Below are 19,712 nucleotides of genomic sequence, written 5' to 3' on the forward strand. Positions count from 1 at the left end.
AAAAATCTGTTATATTGAACTAAATTTCTACAATAACATTCCGGCCGCCACAGTTTGGTTGGTACCTTCATCCACTAAAACGAAGCTCCCCGTCCCACGGATTTTGGAATAAGGGTCATAGGCCACGGGTTTTGCCGTTCGGATGGTCACTTTCCCAATTTCATTTAAGGCCAGGCTTGTCTGTTCTTTCTTTTCATGGGTGCTTGTTTCCACTCGGTATTCCAAAGAGCGAATGGATGCTTTGACTGCATTCGTGGTTTGTCGGAGGAGATACTTGGATCCCGGTGTCATTGCCTTTTGGTCCATCCAACAAATATGAGCTTCTAAATCTTGAGAAGTCGTCGGTTCTTGACCGCTCACTACGAGCATATCTCCACGGCTCACATCAATTTCATCTTCCAATCGAATGCAAACTGACATAGGTGCGTAGGCAGTTTGGATCGAGCCGGCAAAGGTATCGATGGCTTTGATTTTTGATTTGAGTCCGCTAGGCAAAACAGTGATAGAATCACCTACAGTGAAATGGCCACTACGGATTTGACCCGCATAACCTCTGTAATCATGGTATTCAGTGGTTTGAGGACGGATTACATTTTGCACAGGAAATCTTGGAGCAGGTGATTCTTCTTCTGTATGAATTTCAATTCCTTCTAAAAATCCAAGAAGGGAGTTCCCTTTCCACCAAGGCATGGAAGTCGATAGATCTACCACATTGTCTCCGTTCAGTGCTGAGATAGGAAGGAAGTGGATGGATTTTAAATCCAGGTCTTTTGCAAATTCTAAATATTGTTTTTGGATGTTTAAAAACACTTCTTCAGAAAAATCCACTAAGTCCATTTTGTTGATACAAACTACAACATAAGGAATTCGGAGTAGAGAAACAATATAAGAGTGGCGGTATGTTTGTTCAATGACTCCTTTTCTTGCATCAATTAAAATGATGGCAAGATCAGAGTTAGAAGCACCTGTCACCATGTTTCTTGTGTATTGGACATGGCCCGGAGCATCGGCAATGATAAACTTTCTTTTCGGTGTCGAAAAATATTTATAAGCAACGTCGATGGTGATCCCTTGTTCTCTTTCTGCTTTTAATCCATCGGTAAGAAGCGCTAGATTGATTTGGCCATTGACTTGTCCTGCTTTTTCGATGGCTTCCAATTGGTCTTGGAAAATAGATTTACTATCGTATAACAATCGTCCAATGAGAGTTGATTTCCCATCATCCACACTTCCTGCTGTAATAAAACGTAAAATATCCATTAAAAGTATCCGCCTTTTTTTCTATCTTCCATCGCTGCTTCGGAACGTTTGTCATCCAATCGAGATCCTCTTTCTGTTGTTCTCGAAATTTGAATTTCACGAATGATATCATCAATTGTATTGGCTTCTGATTCTACGGCCGCTGTGCAAGTCATATCACCCACAGTTCGGAAACGAACAGTTCTTGTTTCTACTTTGTCTGAATTGTCTAAGGAGATGAACTTTGATACCGGAAACACTAGGTCTTCTCGCCATACGATTTCTCTTTGGTGTGAAAAATAAAGGGAAGGGAGTTCAATGTTTTCTTTTCGGATGTATTCCCAAACATCAAGTTCTGTCCAGTTGCTAATCGGGAAAACTCGAACGTTTTCACCCACGTGGATTTTTCCATTATAAATATTCCAAAGTTCAGGGCGTTGGAGTTTGGGATCCCAAGATCCAAATTCATCTCTCACAGAAAAAATTCTTTCTTTGGCACGGGCTTTTTCTTCATCCCGACGAGCTCCACCGATACATGCATCGAACTTAAATTCAGCGATAGTATCAAGGAGTGTCACTGCTTGGATGGCATTTCGGCTAGGGAACTTTCCTTTTTCTTCGACGGCTTTCCCTTGGTCGATGGAATCTTGTACATAACGAACAATTAGTTTTTCTCCAGTTCGTTCCGCTAAATCATCTCTAAATTTTAGCGCCTCATCAAAGTTATGCCCTGTGTCGATGTGAACTAAGGGAAATGGAAATTTTCCAGGTCGAAAGGCTTTGAGTGCTAAATGCACTAAACAAATTGAATCCTTTCCTCCTGAAAAAAGCAGGGCCGGTCTTTCGAATTGTGCTGCAACTTCTCGTAAAATATAAATGGCTTCCGATTCTAGTTGGTCTAAATGGGAAAGTCGATGTAAATCGGTCATATTGGTATTATCCTTTTTTCGGTGTGAGTTTGCCGTCTACCCAGTGTAAGCCGCACTCTTTTTTTGATTCTTGTTCCCACCACCACCTTCCAGCACGAAAGTCTTCTCCAGGTTCTATGGCTCGTGTACAAGGAGCACAGCCGATACTTGGATAACCTTTATCGTGTAAGATATTGTATGGTACGTTATGTTCTCTAATATACTTCCAAGTATCTTCGAAGGACCATAATAGTAGCGGTTGGTATTTAATTAAATTTCTTTGGGGATCCGATTCGAAAATTGACATTTCGGTTCGAAATCCTGATTGGTCTTTTCGGAGTCCTGTGACCCAAACTTCTGTGTCTTTCAAAATGGCATCTAGGGGAACGAGTTTACGAATCCGACAACATTCCTTTCTTAAATCTTGGGAATCATAAAAGGCGTTAGGGCCATTCTCTTCCACAAAGTGTTGGATTTCTTTCTCGTTTGGATAAAAGGCTTCAATTTTTGCCCCATAACGGATGTTTGTTTTTTGCCAAACATCATAGGTTTCTTGGAAGAGGCGGCCTGTATCTAAAGTCGCAATTCGAATTTCGATTTGGTTTGCGAGAATCGCATGAGTGATCGCCTGGTCTTCCAGTCCGAAACTCGTGGTGAAGACAACTTTTCCGGGAAAATCCAAACTGAGTTGTCGTAAGCCCTGTTCCAGGGAGAGGGGGGTATAGGTTTCTGTCAAAACTTCCAAATTTCCCATTTTTTCCAATCCTAGCGTCCAATGTTTCGTATATTGGACGATTTGTAAACTATATTAGCGGAAAATATTAGATAGAGAAGTCTTCTACGTAAACTTTTGCTTTTTTAATCCTCAGATAGACGGTCTCTCCAGGCAAAAGGTTCAAAAGACGGTAGGTTTCCTGTTCGAGTACAGATTCAATGAGAGTTCCCGTGTCGACTCGTTTGAGCTCCACCCGCACATTCCTTCCGGTGGAATGGATGTATTGGATTTCGGCAGCAATCCCTTGGTCGGCTTCCCGAACGATTTCCACATCGTAAGGACGAACATAGGCTACAGCCACCGATTCTTTTACATCTTGGTGTTCAGTGCTATCGAGGGCTAAATTCCCAATTTTTGTGGTTCCTTCTTCGATTCGTCCATGGAAAAGATTCACATCCCCTAGGAAATGAAACACAAAGGGAGACTTAGGTTTGTTGTATACTTCGTCCGGGCTTCCTACTTGTTCCAACTGACCCTGGTTTAAGATCACAATCCTGTCGCTTACTTCCAAAGCTTCTTCTTGGTCATGTGTGACAAAAACGCTTGTTATGTGGATTTCATCATGGAGACGACGGAGCCAGTTTCTCAGTTCTTTTCTGACTTTGGCATCAAGAGCACCAAAGGGTTCATCCAGTAATAAAAATTTTGGTTCGATGGCAAGGGCTCTTGCCAGTGCCACTCGTTGGCGTTGGCCTCCCGACAATTCGTGAGGATAACGGTTATGAAATTTTTCGAGTTGGATGAGTGTGAGGAGTTTGGAAACTTTTTCCTGGATTTCTTTTTTGGATGGTCTTAAATGTTTTGGCCTGACTTCCAAACCAAACGCTATGTTTTCGGCGATGGTCATATGACGAAAGAGGGCGTAGTGTTGGAAAACAAATCCCACTTCCCCATTTTGGATTTTGGATGTGGAAAGGTTTTCGCCTACAAACTCCACCTTTCCCGAAGATGGTTCTTCCAGACCGGCGATGATGCGAAGTAAGGTGGTTTTTCCAGATCCTGAAGGACCAAGAAGTGCCACAAGTTCACCATCAGGAATGGAGAGGTTAACATCTTTTAGAGCGGTGAACGACCCAAAGGTTTTATTGACATTACTAATTTCAATCGGCATTGTTCTTACTCGCAGTTCGTTTTTCCAAAATCAATTTAAAGATGAGTGTGAGAAGAGAGAGAAACACAAGTAAGGTGGCACAGGAAAAGGCACCCACCGAATCAAACTCATTGTATAACATTTCAATGTGGAGAGGAAGAGTGGTTGTTTTTCCACGGATATGCCCACTTAAGACAGATACCGCTCCAAACTCACCCATAGCTCTTGCATTACAGAGAATGATCCCGTATAACAAACCCCATTTGATATTGGGTAGGATGACTCGTCTGAGGAGTTGGAAAAAACTGGCACCAAGTAACAATCCTGCTTCTTCTTCTTCTCTTCCTTGGCTTTGCATAAGGGGAACTAGTTCCCGGGCCACAAATGGGAAAGTAATGAAAACAGTCGCAAGGATAAGACCCGGAGTATTAAATACAATTTTGATTCCATGCGTGGAAAGAAAATCTCCAAAATAACCCTGTCTTCCGAATAACAATAAAAAGATGAGACCCGATACTACAGGAGATACGGCAAAGGGAGAATCAATGATGGTGACTAAAATATTTTTGCCTGGAAAACTAAATCTTGTGATCGTAAATGCCGCTGTCACACCAAAGATTGTATTTAAAATCACAGAAACAACAGAAACTTTGATTGTAAGGCCAATCGCATAAAGAGCATATTCACCTGTGATGGATTCGATATACTTTGTATATCCTTCCGAAAATGCTTCTGAAAAAACAGTATATATGGGTAAAATCAGAATGATCCCAGCAAAAAAGTAGGCCAAAATCACAAGAAAAATAGGGAATATCTTACTTTTCATGATAATTTTTTAGAGGCCCTTTCTTGGAGTAAATTAATCAAAAACATAAAAACAAAAGATGTGAGTAACATCACAAGAGCAATGGAAGTTGCTTTTTCGTATTCGTATTGTTCTAGTTTGGTGACAATGAGAAGGGGGAGGATTTCCGTTTTTCCGGGAATGTTTCCTGAAATAAAAACAACAGATCCGTATTCTCCGATACTCCGAGCAAATGCCATTCCTGTTCCTGCAAGAAGGGAAGGCCAAAGTTCAGGAAGTAATACTTTATAAAAAGTTTGGAAGGGAGTAGCACCAAGACAGCGTGCACTTTCTTCTAATTCTTTGGGTAATTCTTCAATCACAGGTTGTACAGTTCGTACCACAAAAGGAAATCCAATAAAAACAAGTGCGATCACAATTCCAATGGGTGTGTAAGCAATTTTAATTCCCCACTGATCAAAATAGGATCCAATGATTCCATTTTGTGAATAAATGGTCGTAAGAGCAATCCCAGCCACAGCAGTGGGTAAGGTAAAGGGCAAATCAATTAAGGTATCGAGTAATTTTTTAAAAGGAAAGTTGTAACGGACTAAAACCCAAGCAAAAAGAAATCCTACAAAGAGATTGATGAGAGCAGAGAAAAAGCCTACACTGAAACTTAAAAAAAGTGCCGAGCGAATTCTTTCATCAGAGAATACTTCTAAAATTCCAGAGACTCCAATCCCGAGAGAATGGAAAAAGAGTCCGAGAAGGGGGATCACAACAACCGCAGACGAATAAAAAACGGTCAGTCCTAAACTGATTCCTAAATGTGTTTTTTTATACGGCCGCGTTTCGATAAGCATATTTTACTTAGTTTTGTAGATGGCATCAAAGACACCAGCATCTGCAAAATGTTTTTTCTGAGCAGAATCCCAAGTTTCCCCTAAATCGGATAGGGAAAATAATTTAATATTGGGAAATTCTTTCGCTGAAGCCTTTGTTACAGTGGCTTCTGTTGGTCTGAAAAAATGTTTTGCGATGATCGACTGTCCTTCTTTTGTATAGAGAAATTCTAAGTAGGAAGTCGCTTTTTCCAAATTGCCTTTTTCGGTAGCAGTTTTGGTAACAACAGCAACAGGCGTTTCCGCTTTGATGGATTCAGATGGATACACAACTTCTAAAGTGTTTTTGCCAGATCTTTTTTCCTCATCAAGGGAAAGTTTTGCTTCATTTTCCCAAGTGATGAGAACATCCCCAATTCCTCTTTGGACAAAGGTAGTTGTTGAGCCGCGAGCACCCGTGTCAAGAACGGATGTGTTTTTAAAAAGGGCTTTCACAAACTCAGTTGCTTTTTCATCGGATTTGTATTTACGTTTTGCAAATCCATAAGCTGCCAAATAATTCCAACGTGCACCACCACTGGTTTTTGGGTTGGGAGTGATGATCGAAACTCCAGGTTTTACAATGTCATCCCAATCTTTGATTTTTTTCGGATTGGATTTACGAACTAAAAATACAATGGTCGAGTAATAAGGAACACTATTGTTTGGGAGTTTTTTTTGCCAATTTGCATCAATTAACCCTGATTTGGTGGAGATGCTGTCAATATCGTAGGAAAGCGCAAGACTCACAACATCAGCATCTAGTCCATCAATCACAGCACGAGCTTGTTTTCCTGATCCGCCATGGGATTGTTGGATGGCAAATTCGTTTCCTTTTTTGGCCTTCCATTCTTTTAGGAAGGCTTTGTTGATTTCTTCATATAATTCTCTTGTGGGGTCAAAGGACACATGGAGGAAAGTGGATTCCGCAGTGAGGGAAGAGAGAGTCCCTAAACTTAAAAAAATGCACAATATGGCAGAAATTCCTGGTTTTATTTTCGAAATAAGAGTGTTAATTTTCATTTTTTGCGCCCTTTTGTTTAATAAATCAAACTCATCCTCCAATTTAGCGGATATTTGTCAAACGAAATTTATTTCGTAGAATCCTGCTTTTGCGCCTTACCGACATAAACCGGAAAAGGAAGAAGATAATTCTCTCAAGGAAATCTGGGGAAGTTCGATCCTTAAGGGAGAAGGCACCCTATGAACGTAAAAGCCCCAAACCAAAACGTAATTCCATTCCCACAAGTTGAAGGGAAGGCATCCAGGCCTGCTGGTTTTGAAAACCACCAGATGGCTGTGCGAGAAAGTTTTGGGGAAATTTTGGAACGAGAGTTCCAAGTGTTTTCTGAAAAAAAAACACCCGGTTCTGAATACAAAACCATTGGCCGTGAAAAGGAAGAGACCTCTGGTCCAGAGGAAATTCATAAACCGGAAGATGCCACAAAACAAGAATTAAATTCTATTTCGGAATCTCAAAAAGACAAATCCATTTCCAAAGAAACTACTTCTCAGGAAGAATCTGAAGAATCCACTGAAGAAGAGGATTTGGATCGCGATGCATTGGAATATAGCCTTGGGCTTGTGGCAACTCATGCCGATTGGGATCGTTCTATGGTTTCTGCCAACCAATTGAATGAAATGACAGTTAAGGAAAAAACAGTTTTACTTTCCTTACAAAAATCAGCCGAAAAATCCACAGCCTATTCTCCTAAAGAGGGAAATGCCTTTATTGATGAGGCAAAAAAACTAGCAGAGACTTTTTTTCTAAACGAGAAAAATACAAAATCAAATGATTCCGCACTCACTAAATCACAATTGTCTTTGGATAAAGATTCGAATTTGGTTCTTTTCCCAAAGGCTGAGAAAAAATCTTTAGAGAATCAAAAAAGAAATGAAAAACCAGATTCCTTAGGTTTGAAAAAAGAATCCATCCATTCGGGTTCCGTTGTTTCTGATTTGGTATTTGCTAAGGGCAAAGAAATAAAAGTAGAAGGAACATCCGTTCCAAATGAACATTCTGTTCGAAAAACCGATGGAAAATTAAAATCAAACAAACAATCAAAAAACGGAGACACTGTGGATGTTTCTTCGGAACAAGAAAAATCAAATCAAAGTTTAAACTCTGATAAGATGATTCGTTCTCTTGGAATCAAAGATAAAGAATTTCAAAAACAAGATTCTAAAACTCACACTTCATCGGAAAAACAAAAACAAACGGAAGTTTCTTTTATCTCTAATATTCAAAATTCCTCTTCCGCAAAATCGGGAGAAGAGGGTGGTCGTTCTTCTGAGGAAAGAGGAACAAAACAAGGATTTCAATTTTCTTCTTTAGAAACAAAATCAATGCAGAAAGCAGAAGAGATTCGTTCGGTAGAAAAACAGGCAAAACCAAAAGAAACAGTTCTCAAACAAAACATTGATGCACTGATCAAACAAGCTCGTTTTGATATTGTGCAAAATGGAAAGTCCAGTGCTGAAATCGTAATGAATCCAAAAGAATATGGAAGGTTGACTTTAAAAGTCACTGTGGATGGTGAGAAAGTGGAAGGTCGTATTCTTGTCGAATCAGAAGAACTACAAAAGTCCCTTCAAAACGAAATCCAAACCATCAAAGAAAACCTAAAAGAATCTGGTCTCGACTTACAAGCGCTCATCATTGATTTATGGGATGATGGAAGTGGACTTACAGATCGAAAAGAACAAAATGAACTCTACCAAACCATGGTGGAAGCAGCCAGGTTTCGGAATGCAGAAAATAGTTTAGGTTTAGAAGAATCTTCAGATCTACTTGCTCCGCCAAGTTTGGAAGAAACCAAGGCATTGGAATTTTTCGCATAAACACCAATCAATATAGAAAAAATAGAGGATCCCATGCCAGACGGAATGCAAGATATATCAACACAAAATTCAGCTAGAACCAAATACTTTGAAGGGGATAGAACCTTCAATATCCGTAAACATTTGGATCAATTAGAAAAAGAAGAAACAAGTGGTCTGAAAGGAATCGAAATTCGTGAGAAACAAAAAGAACTAGGAAAGGATGATTTTTTAAAACTCCTTCTCACGCAACTCTCTCACCAAGATCCAACAAACCCAGTACAAGACAAAGACTTCATCGCACAAATGGCACAGTTCTCATCTCTCGAGCAGATGAAAAACATTTCGTCTGGAATTGCCAGAATGGAATCTAAACAAAGTTATTCGGTAGTTGGTAAAATCGTTTCAGGCCCAGATTTAGTTACGGGAGAAGATGTCACAGGACTTGCTGGTGCCATTCTTTTTGATAATGAAGGAAAAACTTACGTTCGTGTGAATGGAAGGATGCTTGATGTGGCCAAAATCAATTTGATTTCTGATCCATCCCTTCTGAAAGCTGAACCAGAATTCCAACGTCCACAGAACGCGACAAACGTTCCGAATAATACATTAAAAAAACAAGAAGCTTATCAGGATTAATTCAAAAAGGTCGATAAAAAAAGAGAGGATATAACGTTATGATGAGATCACTTTACTCCGGAGTTTCCGGATTGAAAAACCACCAAGTAAGAATGGATGTTATTGGTAACAACATCTCCAACGTGAACACACACGGTTTTAAAACGGAGCGAGTTACCTTCCAAGATATGATCTCGCAAGAGTTACAAGGTGCGTCAGAACCAAACGAAAGGATCGGGGGAACTAACCCGAAACAAGTGGGTCTTGGTTCTCTCATTGCTGCTATCGATAAAATTATGACCCAAGGTGCTTTGCAAACCACAGGAAAGAATACCGACGTTGCGGTATCTGGTGAAGGTTTCTTTGTTGTGAAAGATGGAGACAAACAATTTTACACTCGTGCCGGTGCCTTTAACGTAGATAAAAACGGATTTTATGTAAACCCTGCTAATGGTTTGAAAGTCCAAGGTTGGAATTCTCGTTTGGATGATAGTGGAAATAAATACATCAACTCCGCTGGATCTTTGGAAGACATCATGATTCCTCTTTACTCCAAAGAACCTGCTCGTGCGACTCAGAACGTAGATTTTCAATCCAACCTCAATGCTAGTGTTGCTGCAGTTCCTTCAGATGCAACAGAAGAAGACATCCAACGTTATATCAATGATCCAGATCCACGCCAAAGAAGAGGCCATGTAACATCCATTAATGTTTATGATGAACTTGGGAACACTCGCCAAATGGGTGTTGAGTTTTACAAAATGAGAGAGAACGTATGGAAAATGCGTTTCAAATTGGAAGATGCCAGCCAAGTTTCCGTGGATGTAAGCGGAACCGGTGGGGAAAACACAAAAGTTTCTGGTAACCAAGAACTTGAAGTTTCCTTCACACCAGATGGAAAAATCATCTCTGTCTCTGATGGAGTAGATTCCCAAACCACTGGAAAACTAAAGGCGGATATTTCTTTCCGGATTCCTGGAAATCCAACAGCTCAAAAATTCAGTTTGAATTTGGGAGAAGCGGGTCTTGTGGGTGGAATCACTCAGTTCTCTTCTGATTTTACAACGAAAGCTGTAAAACAAGACGGATACCCAATGGGATATATGGAGTCTTTCTCTATTGATAATACAGGGACTGTGACAGGAGTTTTTTCCAATGGAGTGCGCCAGCCACTTGCAAGGATTGCTCTTGCTAACTTTACAAACCCAGCAGGTCTCAATAAAGAAGGGGATACAATGTATAGTTACTCTTTGAACTCAGGCGATGCAAACATCGGGGAAGCAGGAAGCCAAGGACGCGGAAAAATCAACGCAGGCCTTCTTGAGATGTCAAATGTGGATCTTTCTGACCAGTTTACTGATATGATCGTAACCCAAAGGGGATTCCAAGCCAACTCACGAACCATTGTGACATCTGACCAGATGATCCAGGAAGTTCTTGGTCTCAAACGATAAGATCCATTCTCTAACGGGGGAAACCCCGTTTTTTCCTTGAGTTCTGCAAAATTCTAAGAAAAATAGGTCAAACCAAACTTTTTAGAATTAACGAAACTTGTCCCGCTTTCAAAAAAATACCCTCCTTACCTTTTCTCTTCTGGCGTTTGTCGCCTACGCTCCGTTATACTATTCGATTCGTAATGCGATCAAAAAAGAAACCTTGCTGGTGACTTATGATTCCCCCGAAACAGTTTCCTATTTTAGTTTAGGAGATTGGGAGGTTACCGGAAAAGAATCCGATCCCAAAACCCTTAGGATCCTTTCCGAACTCATTGATTTTGAATTCCAAAAAGTTACAGGGGGAGTTTATCTCGGAAAAGAAAACTCTCTCTCCTCCGCCAAAAAACAAAGATCCAATTTTTTATTGTTTGGGACTTTTGAGTGGAAAGAGAAGGGGATCGAATTCACTCCCCGCTTAAGTTCTGTCGAACAAAAATCCACTTACTCTGGTAAATCAGTTTTTCTCCCTTATGAAGAACGTGGAAAATTAGTTTCTCTTATGTATCAGTCTCTTTCTCATCTTTTCGATGAAACCATTCGTTTGCACCGTTTGATCAAACGGACACCTGAATGGAAATTTCCTTCCGAGGAAGAATTTTTGTCAGAGTCTGAGTTTGTTAGGTTATCCGAATATGATCCTAAGTCATCCTATGAGGAAAAAAACTCTCTTTTGAAAACTTTGGATTTTTCTTCTGAGTATTTGCAGTTCATAAAGATCGGACTCAGTTTAGAAAAAAAGACGGAGGATTCATTCAAAGAAATTTGGCGCAGTGTAGATGGGAATTTCAATCTTTCCACCTATACGAAGTTCTACGTTGCAAAAAACATTGCAGAGTTCTATTTTACAAAAAAAGAATTTAGCAAAGCCATTGAATATGCAACTGCTGCTAGAAAAGAGAGAGAATCTCTAAAATCTATATTTCACAGTGATTATGCCGACACCATTTCCTTACTGGGGAAGGCACTTGTCCTTGATGGAAAAAAAGAAGAAGCAGTTTATTATTTAACGTCAGCACGAAAACTCTATGAAACCTTGGGATTACTCAAAGATCCAAGTTCCGTTGAAAATTCCTATTTTTATGGCCTTCTTCTTTATGATCTGACTCAAGCAGAACTTGCTTCTTATGAATTGTCCTCCATCCGAGGAGAGGTTTTCGAAGGACCTGATCAGGTGTATTTGGATTTTAATTTGGCGAAGGTATACTATGATTTAGGTCGTTATGATGCCGCTTTGTCTTTGTTAAAAGACCAAAGGCAAATCATAATGAATGAAAGTTTAGCCAATCATGACATCGCTCTGTATTCCTATAATTTATATGCTGCTACTCTTTACAAATCTGGAAAATGGAGTGTCGCAAAATCGGTTTGGGAATCCATTGTGAATGCCAAATCCACCTATGGAATTGAAGAAAAACCTTATCATCGGTTTGCACTTTTTAACTTGGCAGTCCTATCTAAACTTCGCAACAATCCAGAACAAACAGAAACTTATTACAAACAATATGTAAGACTTTCGCCTTATGGACAAATTGTGGACTTACCTTCCGCAGATCGTTTTGAAATCGGAAAGACCATATATCCTTATACTTGGGATAAACCAAATCCTAATTCTTTTACAGACTTAGAAGAAAGGACAATTAGGTCGTATACTGGCCGTTATTTGTTCAATGGACAGGATGAAGAAATCAGAGCAAGGACTTATGAAAATAGGTTAGAAGATACCAATCTGTTTTTAGATGATTTGCTAAATGCAAAGGCCTTTCTATCGAAACCCATGTCAGCCCTTCGCAAAACCTTGTTTGGTGATCTGAAACGATTTGAAAAAGGAAACCAAATTGTATTTTTTGATATTGGTCCTGCTTTAAATCATCCCGAATATCCTGGTGTTACTTCTCTTGCCGTAGCCAAACATTTTTCTGGAATGGAAGTTGTATTATGGGAGTTACCTGGGGAAGTGGATTTATTTTTAAAGAAAGTAAAACCTGAATTAAAAGATAGGCTTTATGCTTTTCCAAACATTCGGATTCTTTCTGCTGATGGAGTGGGTGAGTTCCAGTCTGTATATCCAGACCCCAAAAATTGGATTTTGAGAAATCGACCAATTCCCAATCTAAAGGGAAAAACCATCATCATTCGTGCGGCTAACTCAATTGATATCTATGAGCCTTATACAAAAATACTTCCTCATTTTCAAAACATTGGAAGCGAACTAAAAGACAATCCGATCCTTTATTTTTTCAATAGAAGTATCCTCTTAAAACCTGCTGGAAAAGAAAAATTCATTCTCATCGGGAACCAATCCATTAGAGGATTTCACCATAACTTTCAAAGTTTGGATCGTAATGGAGAACCTCCTTATTCCATCCTTCCGTTTACTGTCAGCGAGGAAGTTAACCAATGAATTTATTTGAAACAGAATTTCTTTTTTGTATCCTGTCCGGTCTCTTTTTGTTCCATACGCTTAGCAGAATTTCCGAAGAGGGAAAACGTAATGATTTAATTTTCCATTGGATTTTCATTACTGTCTTTGGATTTTTAATCACTGAAGGTATAAAAAAATGGGGAATTCGTTCGGAAATTTGGAATACAGATTCTGTATTTGCCTACATTACAAAAACAAATCTGCTTTTATTTCTTTGTCATTCCTCATTGGAAGAAAGATGGTTTTCTTTCCAACCATTTAGAAGGTTTTTTGTTTCGATTTTTTTATTTTTGTTTTGGGTGGGAGTTCTATTTGGAATTCATTTCTTTCAAACCACAATCCTTGCCCAAGACAATACATTGATTTTGCCTTTTGCGATTTCTCTTGGTGCCTTTGTTTGGATGAGAGAGATGTTTTGGCCTCTTGAAAGGGCCGATAAACAAGAGTTAACTTATGATTCTTCTCGTTTCGTTTATTTAAGTTTCCTACCAATTGCCTTTCTCGTTTTGTCTCCCTGGAAAGCGGATGTACAATTTTATTCCTATGTATCTAACTTTCTTTTTTATGGAATCGCTTCTTCTGTAGGTTTTTTCTTGGTTTCGAAATGGAAAAAAGAAGAAGTTTCATCTGCATCAGAGATTGGGATTTGGATGGGAACCTTGGCATTTTCTTCTTGTTTGGGAACGGAAATTTTAGTGGTTCTCCCCTTAGCGTTTCTCTCCGGAATTTTTGGCCGTTTGTTGTATTCTTATTTGGCTTCCCTTCGTTGGTCTGAGCCGGGAATTCGGGGTGTTTTGTCTTTTCTCTACCCGGCCATACTGGGAGTTTTCCTCCCTTTTTTATTGGCTGAACCGAATCTCTGGGTGCATTCACCCTATGTATTGTTAGGGGTTCAAGTTCTCTATTTTTTGAGTTTTTATTTGGTCGCTTGTTTTAGTTTCGGGATCATCCTCTTCTTCAAACAAAAGTAAGATTATTTTTCGAAAAAACAATCGACAGTCGATTTTTTCATGTCGATAGTATGCCTGTGACTAAATCTTCGGATTCGAAATTCATCATCACGGACGATCCTTTTTTTGAAGGCAAAATTGCCGATTATTCCAAAAAAATCAAAGCCAAGGTTTTGACCTTAAATGAATTGGATCAAATTGAATCTGACTCAAACGGTCGCATCGCCAAAGTATTGTTTTATATCTCAAGGTATGAGTTGGAAACCAAACACCATGAGATCCATCAATTTTTAAAGAACCATCCGACCATCATGTCGAACTTCATAGTGCGAGCTCCCATCGATTATACAGGATACATCGCCCTAAATATAGAAGAGGATTTGTTTTTTACCAACGTCCCCGATGATGCCCCCCTTATCTTTTTAGTGAAGGCACTAGCGAACGCTTTTACTAGTCTCCAGATGGTTGTGGATAAATTCGAACTTCAAAAACGAATTAATGTTTCCACAAATGAAATTTCTAAACTAACAAAAATTGGGATCAGTCTTGCGAACGAAAAAGATTTTACAAAACTTCTTCGTGATATTTTGAATTCTGCTCGGGAAATTTCCAATTCTGATTCTGGTTCTTTGTATCTTGTGGAAAAAGATGAAAGGGGAAATCCTCGCAATCTAAGATTCAAAATTTCTGCATTAGATTTGAATTCCGATGAATTTATTTTACCTATCAACAAAAAGAGCATTGCAGGTTACGTAGCTTTTACCGGAAAACAGCTCAATATTCCAAATGTGTACGAATTGTCCGGAAAAGAAGAGTATAAGTTTAATAGTGATTTTGATAAAATGAGTAATTATTATTCAAAATCAATGCTCGTGGTTCCGATGAAAGACCACCATGATGAAGTGGTGGGAGTCATCCAACTCATCAACAGAAAGAAAAATTTTCAAACTAAACTCACTTTAGAGGAAATGAAAACCAATTCCATTTTGGAATATGATAAGTACTCCGAAGAATTGGTGATGGCTGTGGCAGGGCAAGCGGCAGTGGCCATCCAAAATAACAATTTGGTTCATGACATTGAAACCTTGTTCGAAGGATTTGTCACCGCAAGTGTATCAGCCATTGAATCCAGGGATCCAACTACTTCGGGTCATTCATTCCGTGTGGCACAATACACAGTTGGGCTTGCTGAGTCAGTGAATGCGATTCAAACAGGTAGATTCAAAGACGTACATTTTAATGAATCGCAGGTAAAAGAAATTCGTTACGCTTCTCTTCTTCATGATTTTGGTAAGGTAGGAGTTCGGGAAAAGGTTCTTGTCAAAGCCAAAAAACTAGAAGATTATGAATTGGATTTAATTCGATGGCGTTTCCAATTTATTCTGAAAGATGTGGAAGCAAAACTGGCTCAAAAAAAAATCGATTACTTAAAAAAACATGGTAACAATGGTTATCCGGAATTCGAAAAATCCATTCATTTGGAATACACTTTAGAAAAAGAAAAACTAGAAGAAATGGTTCGGGTGATTTCCGAATCCAATGAACCTTCTATTTTAGAAGAAGGTAATTCTAACTTTTTAGAAGAAATTTCAAAGATGAGTTATCACACTACCGATGGAAGCCAATTGAATTTACTCATGCCAAAAGAATTTGGATTTTTATCGATTCGGCGTGGGTCTTTGGATTTTGATGAAAGACGCGAGATTGAATCCCACGTAGAACATACCTTTCAATTTTTATCTAAAATTCCTTGGACACGAGAACTAAAAATGGTTCCTGCCATTGCCCACGGCCACCATGAAAAATTAAATGGATCAGGATACCCAAGGGGACTTTCGGCAGTGGAGATCCCAGTTCAGGCCAAGATGATGGCCATTGCTGATATCTTTGATGCACTTACGGACCAAGACCGCCCTTATAAAAAGGCAGTGCCACTGGACCGTGCTTTTGATATTTTAAAGATGGAAGTCCGAGACCAACACATCGATGGGGATCTCCTTGATATCTTTATTGGTAGTCATACTTACGAAAAAATCCTGCATAAACGATAAGTAAAACACGAAAAATAATTCGCATTTCCCCCTTCTTTTTTCCCCTGAACTTGTCTAAACGGTGGGGGTAAAAATGAATTTTAATTTAGTTAGCAGGACCGTGATCATCACGGGAATTACAGATTCTTCATCACTCGCTTTAGTCATCGCAAAAGAGTGTAAACAATTGGGTGCCAAACTCATTTGTACAGGACTTGGAAAAACAGAGTTTCACGAAAATCTTTCACATGCGGGACTTTCTTTTTTAGAACGTACATATTCAGATTTTACAAATACCGTCAAAACCGAATTAGGTGAGGATACTATTGTATATCCCTTAGATGTTACCATTCAGGCAAATATTGATTCATTTGCTGAGTTCTTAAAATTGAATCAAATTAAAATTCATTCCGTTTTGCATTCCATCGCTATGGATAAAACAATTCGCCAAGGTAAAGTAAAACCCATCATGACCATATCACGTGAGGAATTTATGGATGCAATGAACGTATCCGCGTTTTCGCTTCTTGCCCTTACGCAAAGTCTTTACCAAAGGGAAATACTAGCCGAGGCCAGTTCCATTGTTGCTTTGAGTTATTTAGGAGCGGAAAGAGTTGTTTCCCATCCTTACAAAAATATCGGTATCGCAAAATCTGCATTAGAGAGACTCGTAAAAGAAATGGCGATGGAATTAGGAAAGGAAAAACAAATTCAGGTCAACGCCATTCGATTTTCTCCTTACCGGGCCAGTAAAGCGGGTTCTGCCATTGAAGGACTGGAAGAAGCAGAGTTGAATTGTCAACTTCTTGCCCCTTTAGGAAATGCCTCAGCAAAAGATTTAGCTGAGGAAGTTGCTTATTTGTTTCGGCCAGGAAACCGCATTACAGGCGAAATACGACATGTGGATGGCGGTTACCATATCCGTGGGTAATTTTATGTGAATCGTTCTTTGATCAAACTTTCGAAATGATTCCCTCTTTCTTCAAAGTTTTTATACAAATCAAAACTAGCTCCTGCCGGTGAAAATATCACCGACAAGGAGTTTGGTTCATTTTCTTTCTCTGTAATCGTTGGAGAACCGATTGTATTCGATTGAAGAGTAGAATCAATTTTGTTTTTTAGATCGCTGACAAGTGTGGGAAGGTCCTGAAAATAACGAACGGGAAGTCCTGTCTGATCAAACTCAGATTTCCAAACTTCAACAGCTTTTCCATAAACCCAAAGGGGACAGTCCAATTCATTCCATCTTTTTAAAAAAGGTTCGATTGGTTCTGTTTTTGGAATCCCTCCTAAAATCAAAAACAATCCATCTCCTCTTTTGAATCCAGAAATTCCTGAAAGCATGGAATGGAGGTTTGTTGATTTTGAATCATTGATAAATTGGATTTTTTTGTATTGGTTTTTAAATTCAGAACTATCTATCTTTTTGAATCGGTGTGGAAGTCCGCTAAAGGACTCAAATCCATTTTGGATTTCCATTGGATTCATTCCCAATGATTCACTAAGAGCAATGGCAAAACATAAATTCATTAAGTTGTGTTTTCCTTTGAGTGGGAATTTGGAGGCATCATAAATATGGTTTGGCGTGTGAATTTGATTTGGATTTAAACAAACAAAATATTTTTGATCTTCACCTATGAATTGTAAGTTGGTGTATTCCGATGGTAATTCGGAAAGATATTGTAAAAAGTTTGGATTAATAAATGATTTGTGTTCGGGATTTTCTAAATTTTGGATTTTCCATTTTGCTTTTGCATAGGATTCCATGGTTTTATGTCGTTCCAAATGGTCTGAGGCTAAATTGAGAATAGCAGAGCAAGTTAATTCTAAGTTAGGTGAATCGTCTAATTGATAACTGGAAAGTTCTAAAACAACTAAATCAAGTGGTTCTAAACAAAAAGATGTAAAAGGAACTCCAATGTTTCCTCCCATTTTTGAATTAGGAAATTTTGATTTTAAGATATGATATGTGAGGGCTGTCGTTGTTGATTTTCCATCCGTTCCCGTGATTCCAATGATAGGTCCTTTGTAAAAAACACGCGCTAAACAAATTTCACTGAGTATAGGGAGTTGTCTTTCTTTCGCAACTTTTAGGATGGGATGGTCAGGGAGAATACCAGGGCTTTTGATGATACAATCGATCCCTTCCAATCTCTCCTGTGGGTGATTGTCTGACAAAACCGAAACATACAAAACTGAGTTTGCTTTTTCTGGAAACTTGTCTGCCAAGACAGAACGTTTTCCTAGAGAAGATAATAACTTGGCGGAAGAATCACCAGAGGACCCACCACCTAAAATGAGGAAATTTTGGAACTGGTCGAAGTCGGAACGAGTGGGAATGGATTCAGAAAACATTGATTGACACTCCGCTAAAATACGATGATTTTGTAAAATCATATCAGGTTGGGTAAATCGGTGCTGAAACACGAAGTGAAAGACGGAAAACTAGTCGTTTATCTGGAAGGTCGATTGGACGTTTCTGTGGCAAATGAAGTGGAAGAGGGCCTTATGGAACTCATCGATAATGCTGGACATAGAAAGGTCCTCTTAAACATGAAAGATGTCGAATATATGTCTTCTTCCGGGTTTAGAGCTTGTATTTCCACTCTAAGAAAACTCAATTCAAAAGAGGGTTCTCTTAAAATCTCCAATATCAAACCTGCGGTCAAACGTATCTTTGATGTCATTGAACTTACTTCTCTTTTTGATATCTACGATTCAGAAGATGCAGCGCTCAAAGCGTTCTAAGCGGGTCCTTGAATCCAGTTTTACATAAGATCGTTGAGACCAAACATGAAGAGATCCTGCAAGCAAAGGGTAGGTCTCTTCCCGCTCGCAAAGTTCCCATTCGTCCATGGGAATCAAATCTCAAAACGAGTTCTATTTCAGTCATAGCAGAATGCAAAAAAGGAAGTCCTAGTTCGGGAGTTCTTCGGCCAAATTATGATCCTGTAGAAATTGCCTCCATCTATGAATCCTCGGGGGCTGGTGCGATTTCTGTTCTCACCGACTCAAAGTATTTTTTTGGATCGTTAACGGATTTAGCTTCTGTGGCAGAGTCTGTTTCCATTCCTGTGATTCGTAAAGATTTCATTATTGATCCTCTGCAAATTGAAGAGGCTTATTCTTATGGAGCTTCTGCGATTTTACTCATTGTACGAATCCTTACTCCAAAAGAATTATCGTCTTTACATAGTTTTGCGAAAAATTTAGGTCTTGCTGTCCTTGTCGAAACACACAACAAAGAGGAAGTAAAAATTGCCTTGGGCTCTGGTGCCACAACCATCGGCATCAATACTAGGGATTTAGACACTTTTCAGATTCATAAAAACCTTATCGAAGAAATTGCGCAAGAACTGGATGATTCTATCATTCGGGTTGCGGAATCGGGTATCTCAAGTTTTAACGATTGGCAAAAATACAAAGGTATCGTAGATTCTATGTTAGTTGGGACTTACTTTATGAAAAGTAAGGACATTGCAAAAGATTTTCGTTCTCTTTTGTCCGGAATCTAATCTCAGGTTTTTTATTACATTCTACAAAACTCAGGTTTGGACTTCTGAAACATTTGGGGTATCCCTTACGAAGCGCCAAAATTTCAAATATAATTTAGCTTTTCTCCTATTGTCCTTCTACTAATCTATCCCCCATGAACTGGAAGCAATTCCTAAAGGGATTCATTTTGTTTCTATTGTA

The 19,712-nt window shown here is 39.0% G+C and carries 17 protein-coding genes and 1 pseudogene (1 of these 18 running past the window's edge); 10 read left to right on the forward strand and 8 right to left on the reverse strand.

Annotated features, from left to right (window positions below):
• Positions 1-27: 27 nt before the first annotated feature.
• From EHQ47_RS05525 to EHQ47_RS05555, 7 genes are all read right to left on the reverse strand, one after another.
• Positions 28-1,260: a sulfate adenylyltransferase subunit 1 gene (locus EHQ47_RS05525; protein ID WP_135776729.1), complete on the reverse strand. Its 1,233-nt coding sequence runs from the start codon at positions 1,258-1,260 to the stop codon at positions 28-30.
• Positions 1,260-2,168: a sulfate adenylyltransferase subunit CysD gene (gene cysD, locus EHQ47_RS05530; RefSeq protein WP_135692849.1), complete on the reverse strand. Its 909-nt coding sequence runs from the start codon at positions 2,166-2,168 to the stop codon at positions 1,260-1,262. Before cysD ends, EHQ47_RS05525 begins: the two co-directional genes overlap by 1 nt.
• 7 nt (positions 2,169-2,175) lie before the next feature.
• On the reverse strand, positions 2,176-2,901 hold the full coding sequence (locus EHQ47_RS05535; RefSeq protein WP_135776730.1) for a phosphoadenylyl-sulfate reductase: 726 nt from the start codon (positions 2,899-2,901) through the stop codon (positions 2,176-2,178).
• 67 nt (positions 2,902-2,968) lie between these two features.
• On the reverse strand, positions 2,969-4,033 hold the full coding sequence (locus tag EHQ47_RS05540) for a sulfate/molybdate ABC transporter ATP-binding protein (RefSeq protein WP_135776731.1): 1,065 nt from the start codon (positions 4,031-4,033) through the stop codon (positions 2,969-2,971).
• Positions 4,023-4,844 carry a sulfate ABC transporter permease subunit CysW gene (gene cysW / locus EHQ47_RS05545; protein WP_425269563.1) on the reverse strand — a complete coding sequence of 274 codons (822 nt, stop codon included), beginning with the start codon at positions 4,842-4,844 and terminating at the stop codon, positions 4,023-4,025. Before cysW ends, EHQ47_RS05540 begins: the two co-directional genes overlap by 11 nt.
• A complete protein-coding gene (gene cysT / locus EHQ47_RS05550) occupies positions 4,835-5,662 on the reverse strand; it encodes a sulfate ABC transporter permease subunit CysT (protein ID WP_135776733.1) in 828 nt (275 codons plus the stop codon). The genes cysW and cysT overlap by 10 nt, the downstream gene beginning before the upstream one ends.
• 3 nt (positions 5,663-5,665) lie before the next feature.
• Complete coding sequence (locus EHQ47_RS05555; protein WP_135776734.1) at positions 5,666-6,703, reverse strand: sulfate ABC transporter substrate-binding protein; 1,038 nt, start codon at positions 6,701-6,703, stop codon at positions 5,666-5,668.
• 180 nt (positions 6,704-6,883) lie between these two features.
• Between EHQ47_RS05555 and EHQ47_RS05560 the strand changes: the two genes are divergently transcribed.
• From EHQ47_RS05560 to EHQ47_RS05590, 7 genes and pseudogenes are all read left to right on the forward strand, one after another.
• Positions 6,884-8,521 carry a flagellar hook-length control protein FliK gene (locus tag EHQ47_RS05560; RefSeq protein WP_135776735.1) on the forward strand — a complete coding sequence of 546 codons (1,638 nt, stop codon included), beginning with the start codon at positions 6,884-6,886 and terminating at the stop codon, positions 8,519-8,521.
• 45 nt (positions 8,522-8,566) lie between these two features.
• Positions 8,567-9,109: pseudogene (locus tag EHQ47_RS05565) on the forward strand (flagellar hook capping FlgD N-terminal domain-containing protein); the annotation flags it as partial.
• Positions 9,110-9,177: 68 nt separating this feature from the next.
• A complete protein-coding gene (gene flgE / locus EHQ47_RS05570; protein WP_135746834.1) occupies positions 9,178-10,572 on the forward strand; it encodes a flagellar hook protein FlgE in 1,395 nt (464 codons plus the stop codon).
• 97 nt (positions 10,573-10,669) lie between these two features.
• Positions 10,670-13,015: a tetratricopeptide repeat protein gene (locus EHQ47_RS05575; RefSeq protein ID WP_135746833.1), complete on the forward strand. Its 2,346-nt coding sequence runs from the start codon at positions 10,670-10,672 to the stop codon at positions 13,013-13,015.
• Positions 13,012-14,007, forward strand: coding sequence for a hypothetical protein (locus EHQ47_RS05580; RefSeq protein ID WP_135776736.1), 996 nt, complete (start codon positions 13,012-13,014; stop codon positions 14,005-14,007). The genes EHQ47_RS05575 and EHQ47_RS05580 overlap by 4 nt, the downstream gene beginning before the upstream one ends.
• Before the next feature lie 50 nt (positions 14,008-14,057).
• Positions 14,058-16,037, forward strand: coding sequence for an HD family phosphohydrolase (locus EHQ47_RS05585; RefSeq protein WP_135746831.1), 1,980 nt, complete (start codon positions 14,058-14,060; stop codon positions 16,035-16,037).
• Between the two features lie 73 nt (positions 16,038-16,110).
• Complete coding sequence (locus EHQ47_RS05590) at positions 16,111-16,947, forward strand: SDR family oxidoreductase (RefSeq protein WP_135776737.1); 837 nt, start codon at positions 16,111-16,113, stop codon at positions 16,945-16,947.
• A gap of 2 nt (positions 16,948-16,949) precedes the next feature.
• On the opposite strand, the gene murD is transcribed toward EHQ47_RS05590, so the two are convergent.
• Positions 16,950-18,371 (reverse strand): UDP-N-acetylmuramoyl-L-alanine--D-glutamate ligase, encoded by a 1,422-nt coding sequence (gene murD / locus EHQ47_RS05595; RefSeq protein ID WP_135776738.1) that lies wholly within the window; start codon positions 18,369-18,371, stop codon positions 16,950-16,952.
• A gap of 60 nt (positions 18,372-18,431) precedes the next feature.
• Between murD and EHQ47_RS05600 the strand changes: the two genes are divergently transcribed.
• From EHQ47_RS05600 to EHQ47_RS05610, 3 genes are all read left to right on the forward strand, one after another.
• Positions 18,432-18,764 (forward strand): STAS domain-containing protein, encoded by a 333-nt coding sequence (locus tag EHQ47_RS05600; protein WP_002971981.1) that lies wholly within the window; start codon positions 18,432-18,434, stop codon positions 18,762-18,764.
• 8 nt (positions 18,765-18,772) lie between these two features.
• Positions 18,773-19,531, forward strand: coding sequence for a beta/alpha barrel domain-containing protein (locus EHQ47_RS05605; protein ID WP_135746828.1), 759 nt, complete (start codon positions 18,773-18,775; stop codon positions 19,529-19,531).
• A gap of 134 nt (positions 19,532-19,665) precedes the next feature.
• Positions 19,666-19,712, forward strand: partial view of a sensor histidine kinase gene (locus tag EHQ47_RS05610; protein ID WP_135776739.1) — the 5' end (the start) only. It continues 1,636 nt past the right edge of the window; 47 of the gene's 1,683 nt are visible here — the first part of the coding sequence; its start codon is at positions 19,666-19,668; the stop codon falls past the right edge of the window.

It is taken from the genome of Leptospira bourretii, assembly GCF_004770145.1.
GTDB classification, from domain to species: Bacteria; Spirochaetota; Leptospiria; order Leptospirales; family Leptospiraceae; genus Leptospira_A; species Leptospira_A bourretii.

Coding starts and splice junctions, on each gene's coding strand:
- EHQ47_RS05525 (WP_135776729.1), bottom strand. CDS start 1,260: ATGGATATTTTACGTTTTATTACAGCAGGAAGTGTGGATGATGGGAAA.
- cysD (WP_135692849.1), bottom strand. CDS start 2,168: ATGACCGATTTACATCGACTTTCCCATTTAGACCAACTAGAATCGGAA.
- EHQ47_RS05535 (WP_135776730.1), bottom strand. CDS start 2,901: ATGGGAAATTTGGAAGTTTTGACAGAAACCTATACCCCCCTCTCCCTG.
- EHQ47_RS05540 (WP_135776731.1), bottom strand. CDS start 4,033: ATGCCGATTGAAATTAGTAATGTCAATAAAACCTTTGGGTCGTTCACC.
- cysT (WP_135776733.1), bottom strand. CDS start 5,662: ATGCTTATCGAAACGCGGCCGTATAAAAAAACACATTTAGGAATCAGT.
- EHQ47_RS05555 (WP_135776734.1), bottom strand. CDS start 6,703: ATGAAAATTAACACTCTTATTTCGAAAATAAAACCAGGAATTTCTGCC.
- EHQ47_RS05560 (WP_135776735.1), top strand. CDS start 6,884: ATGAACGTAAAAGCCCCAAACCAAAACGTAATTCCATTCCCACAAGTT.
- flgE (WP_135746834.1), top strand. CDS start 9,178: ATGATGAGATCACTTTACTCCGGAGTTTCCGGATTGAAAAACCACCAA.
- EHQ47_RS05580 (WP_135776736.1), top strand. CDS start 13,012: ATGAATTTATTTGAAACAGAATTTCTTTTTTGTATCCTGTCCGGTCTC.
- EHQ47_RS05585 (WP_135746831.1), top strand. CDS start 14,058: ATGCCTGTGACTAAATCTTCGGATTCGAAATTCATCATCACGGACGAT.
- EHQ47_RS05590 (WP_135776737.1), top strand. CDS start 16,111: ATGAATTTTAATTTAGTTAGCAGGACCGTGATCATCACGGGAATTACA.
- murD (WP_135776738.1), bottom strand. CDS start 18,371: ATGTTTTCTGAATCCATTCCCACTCGTTCCGACTTCGACCAGTTCCAA.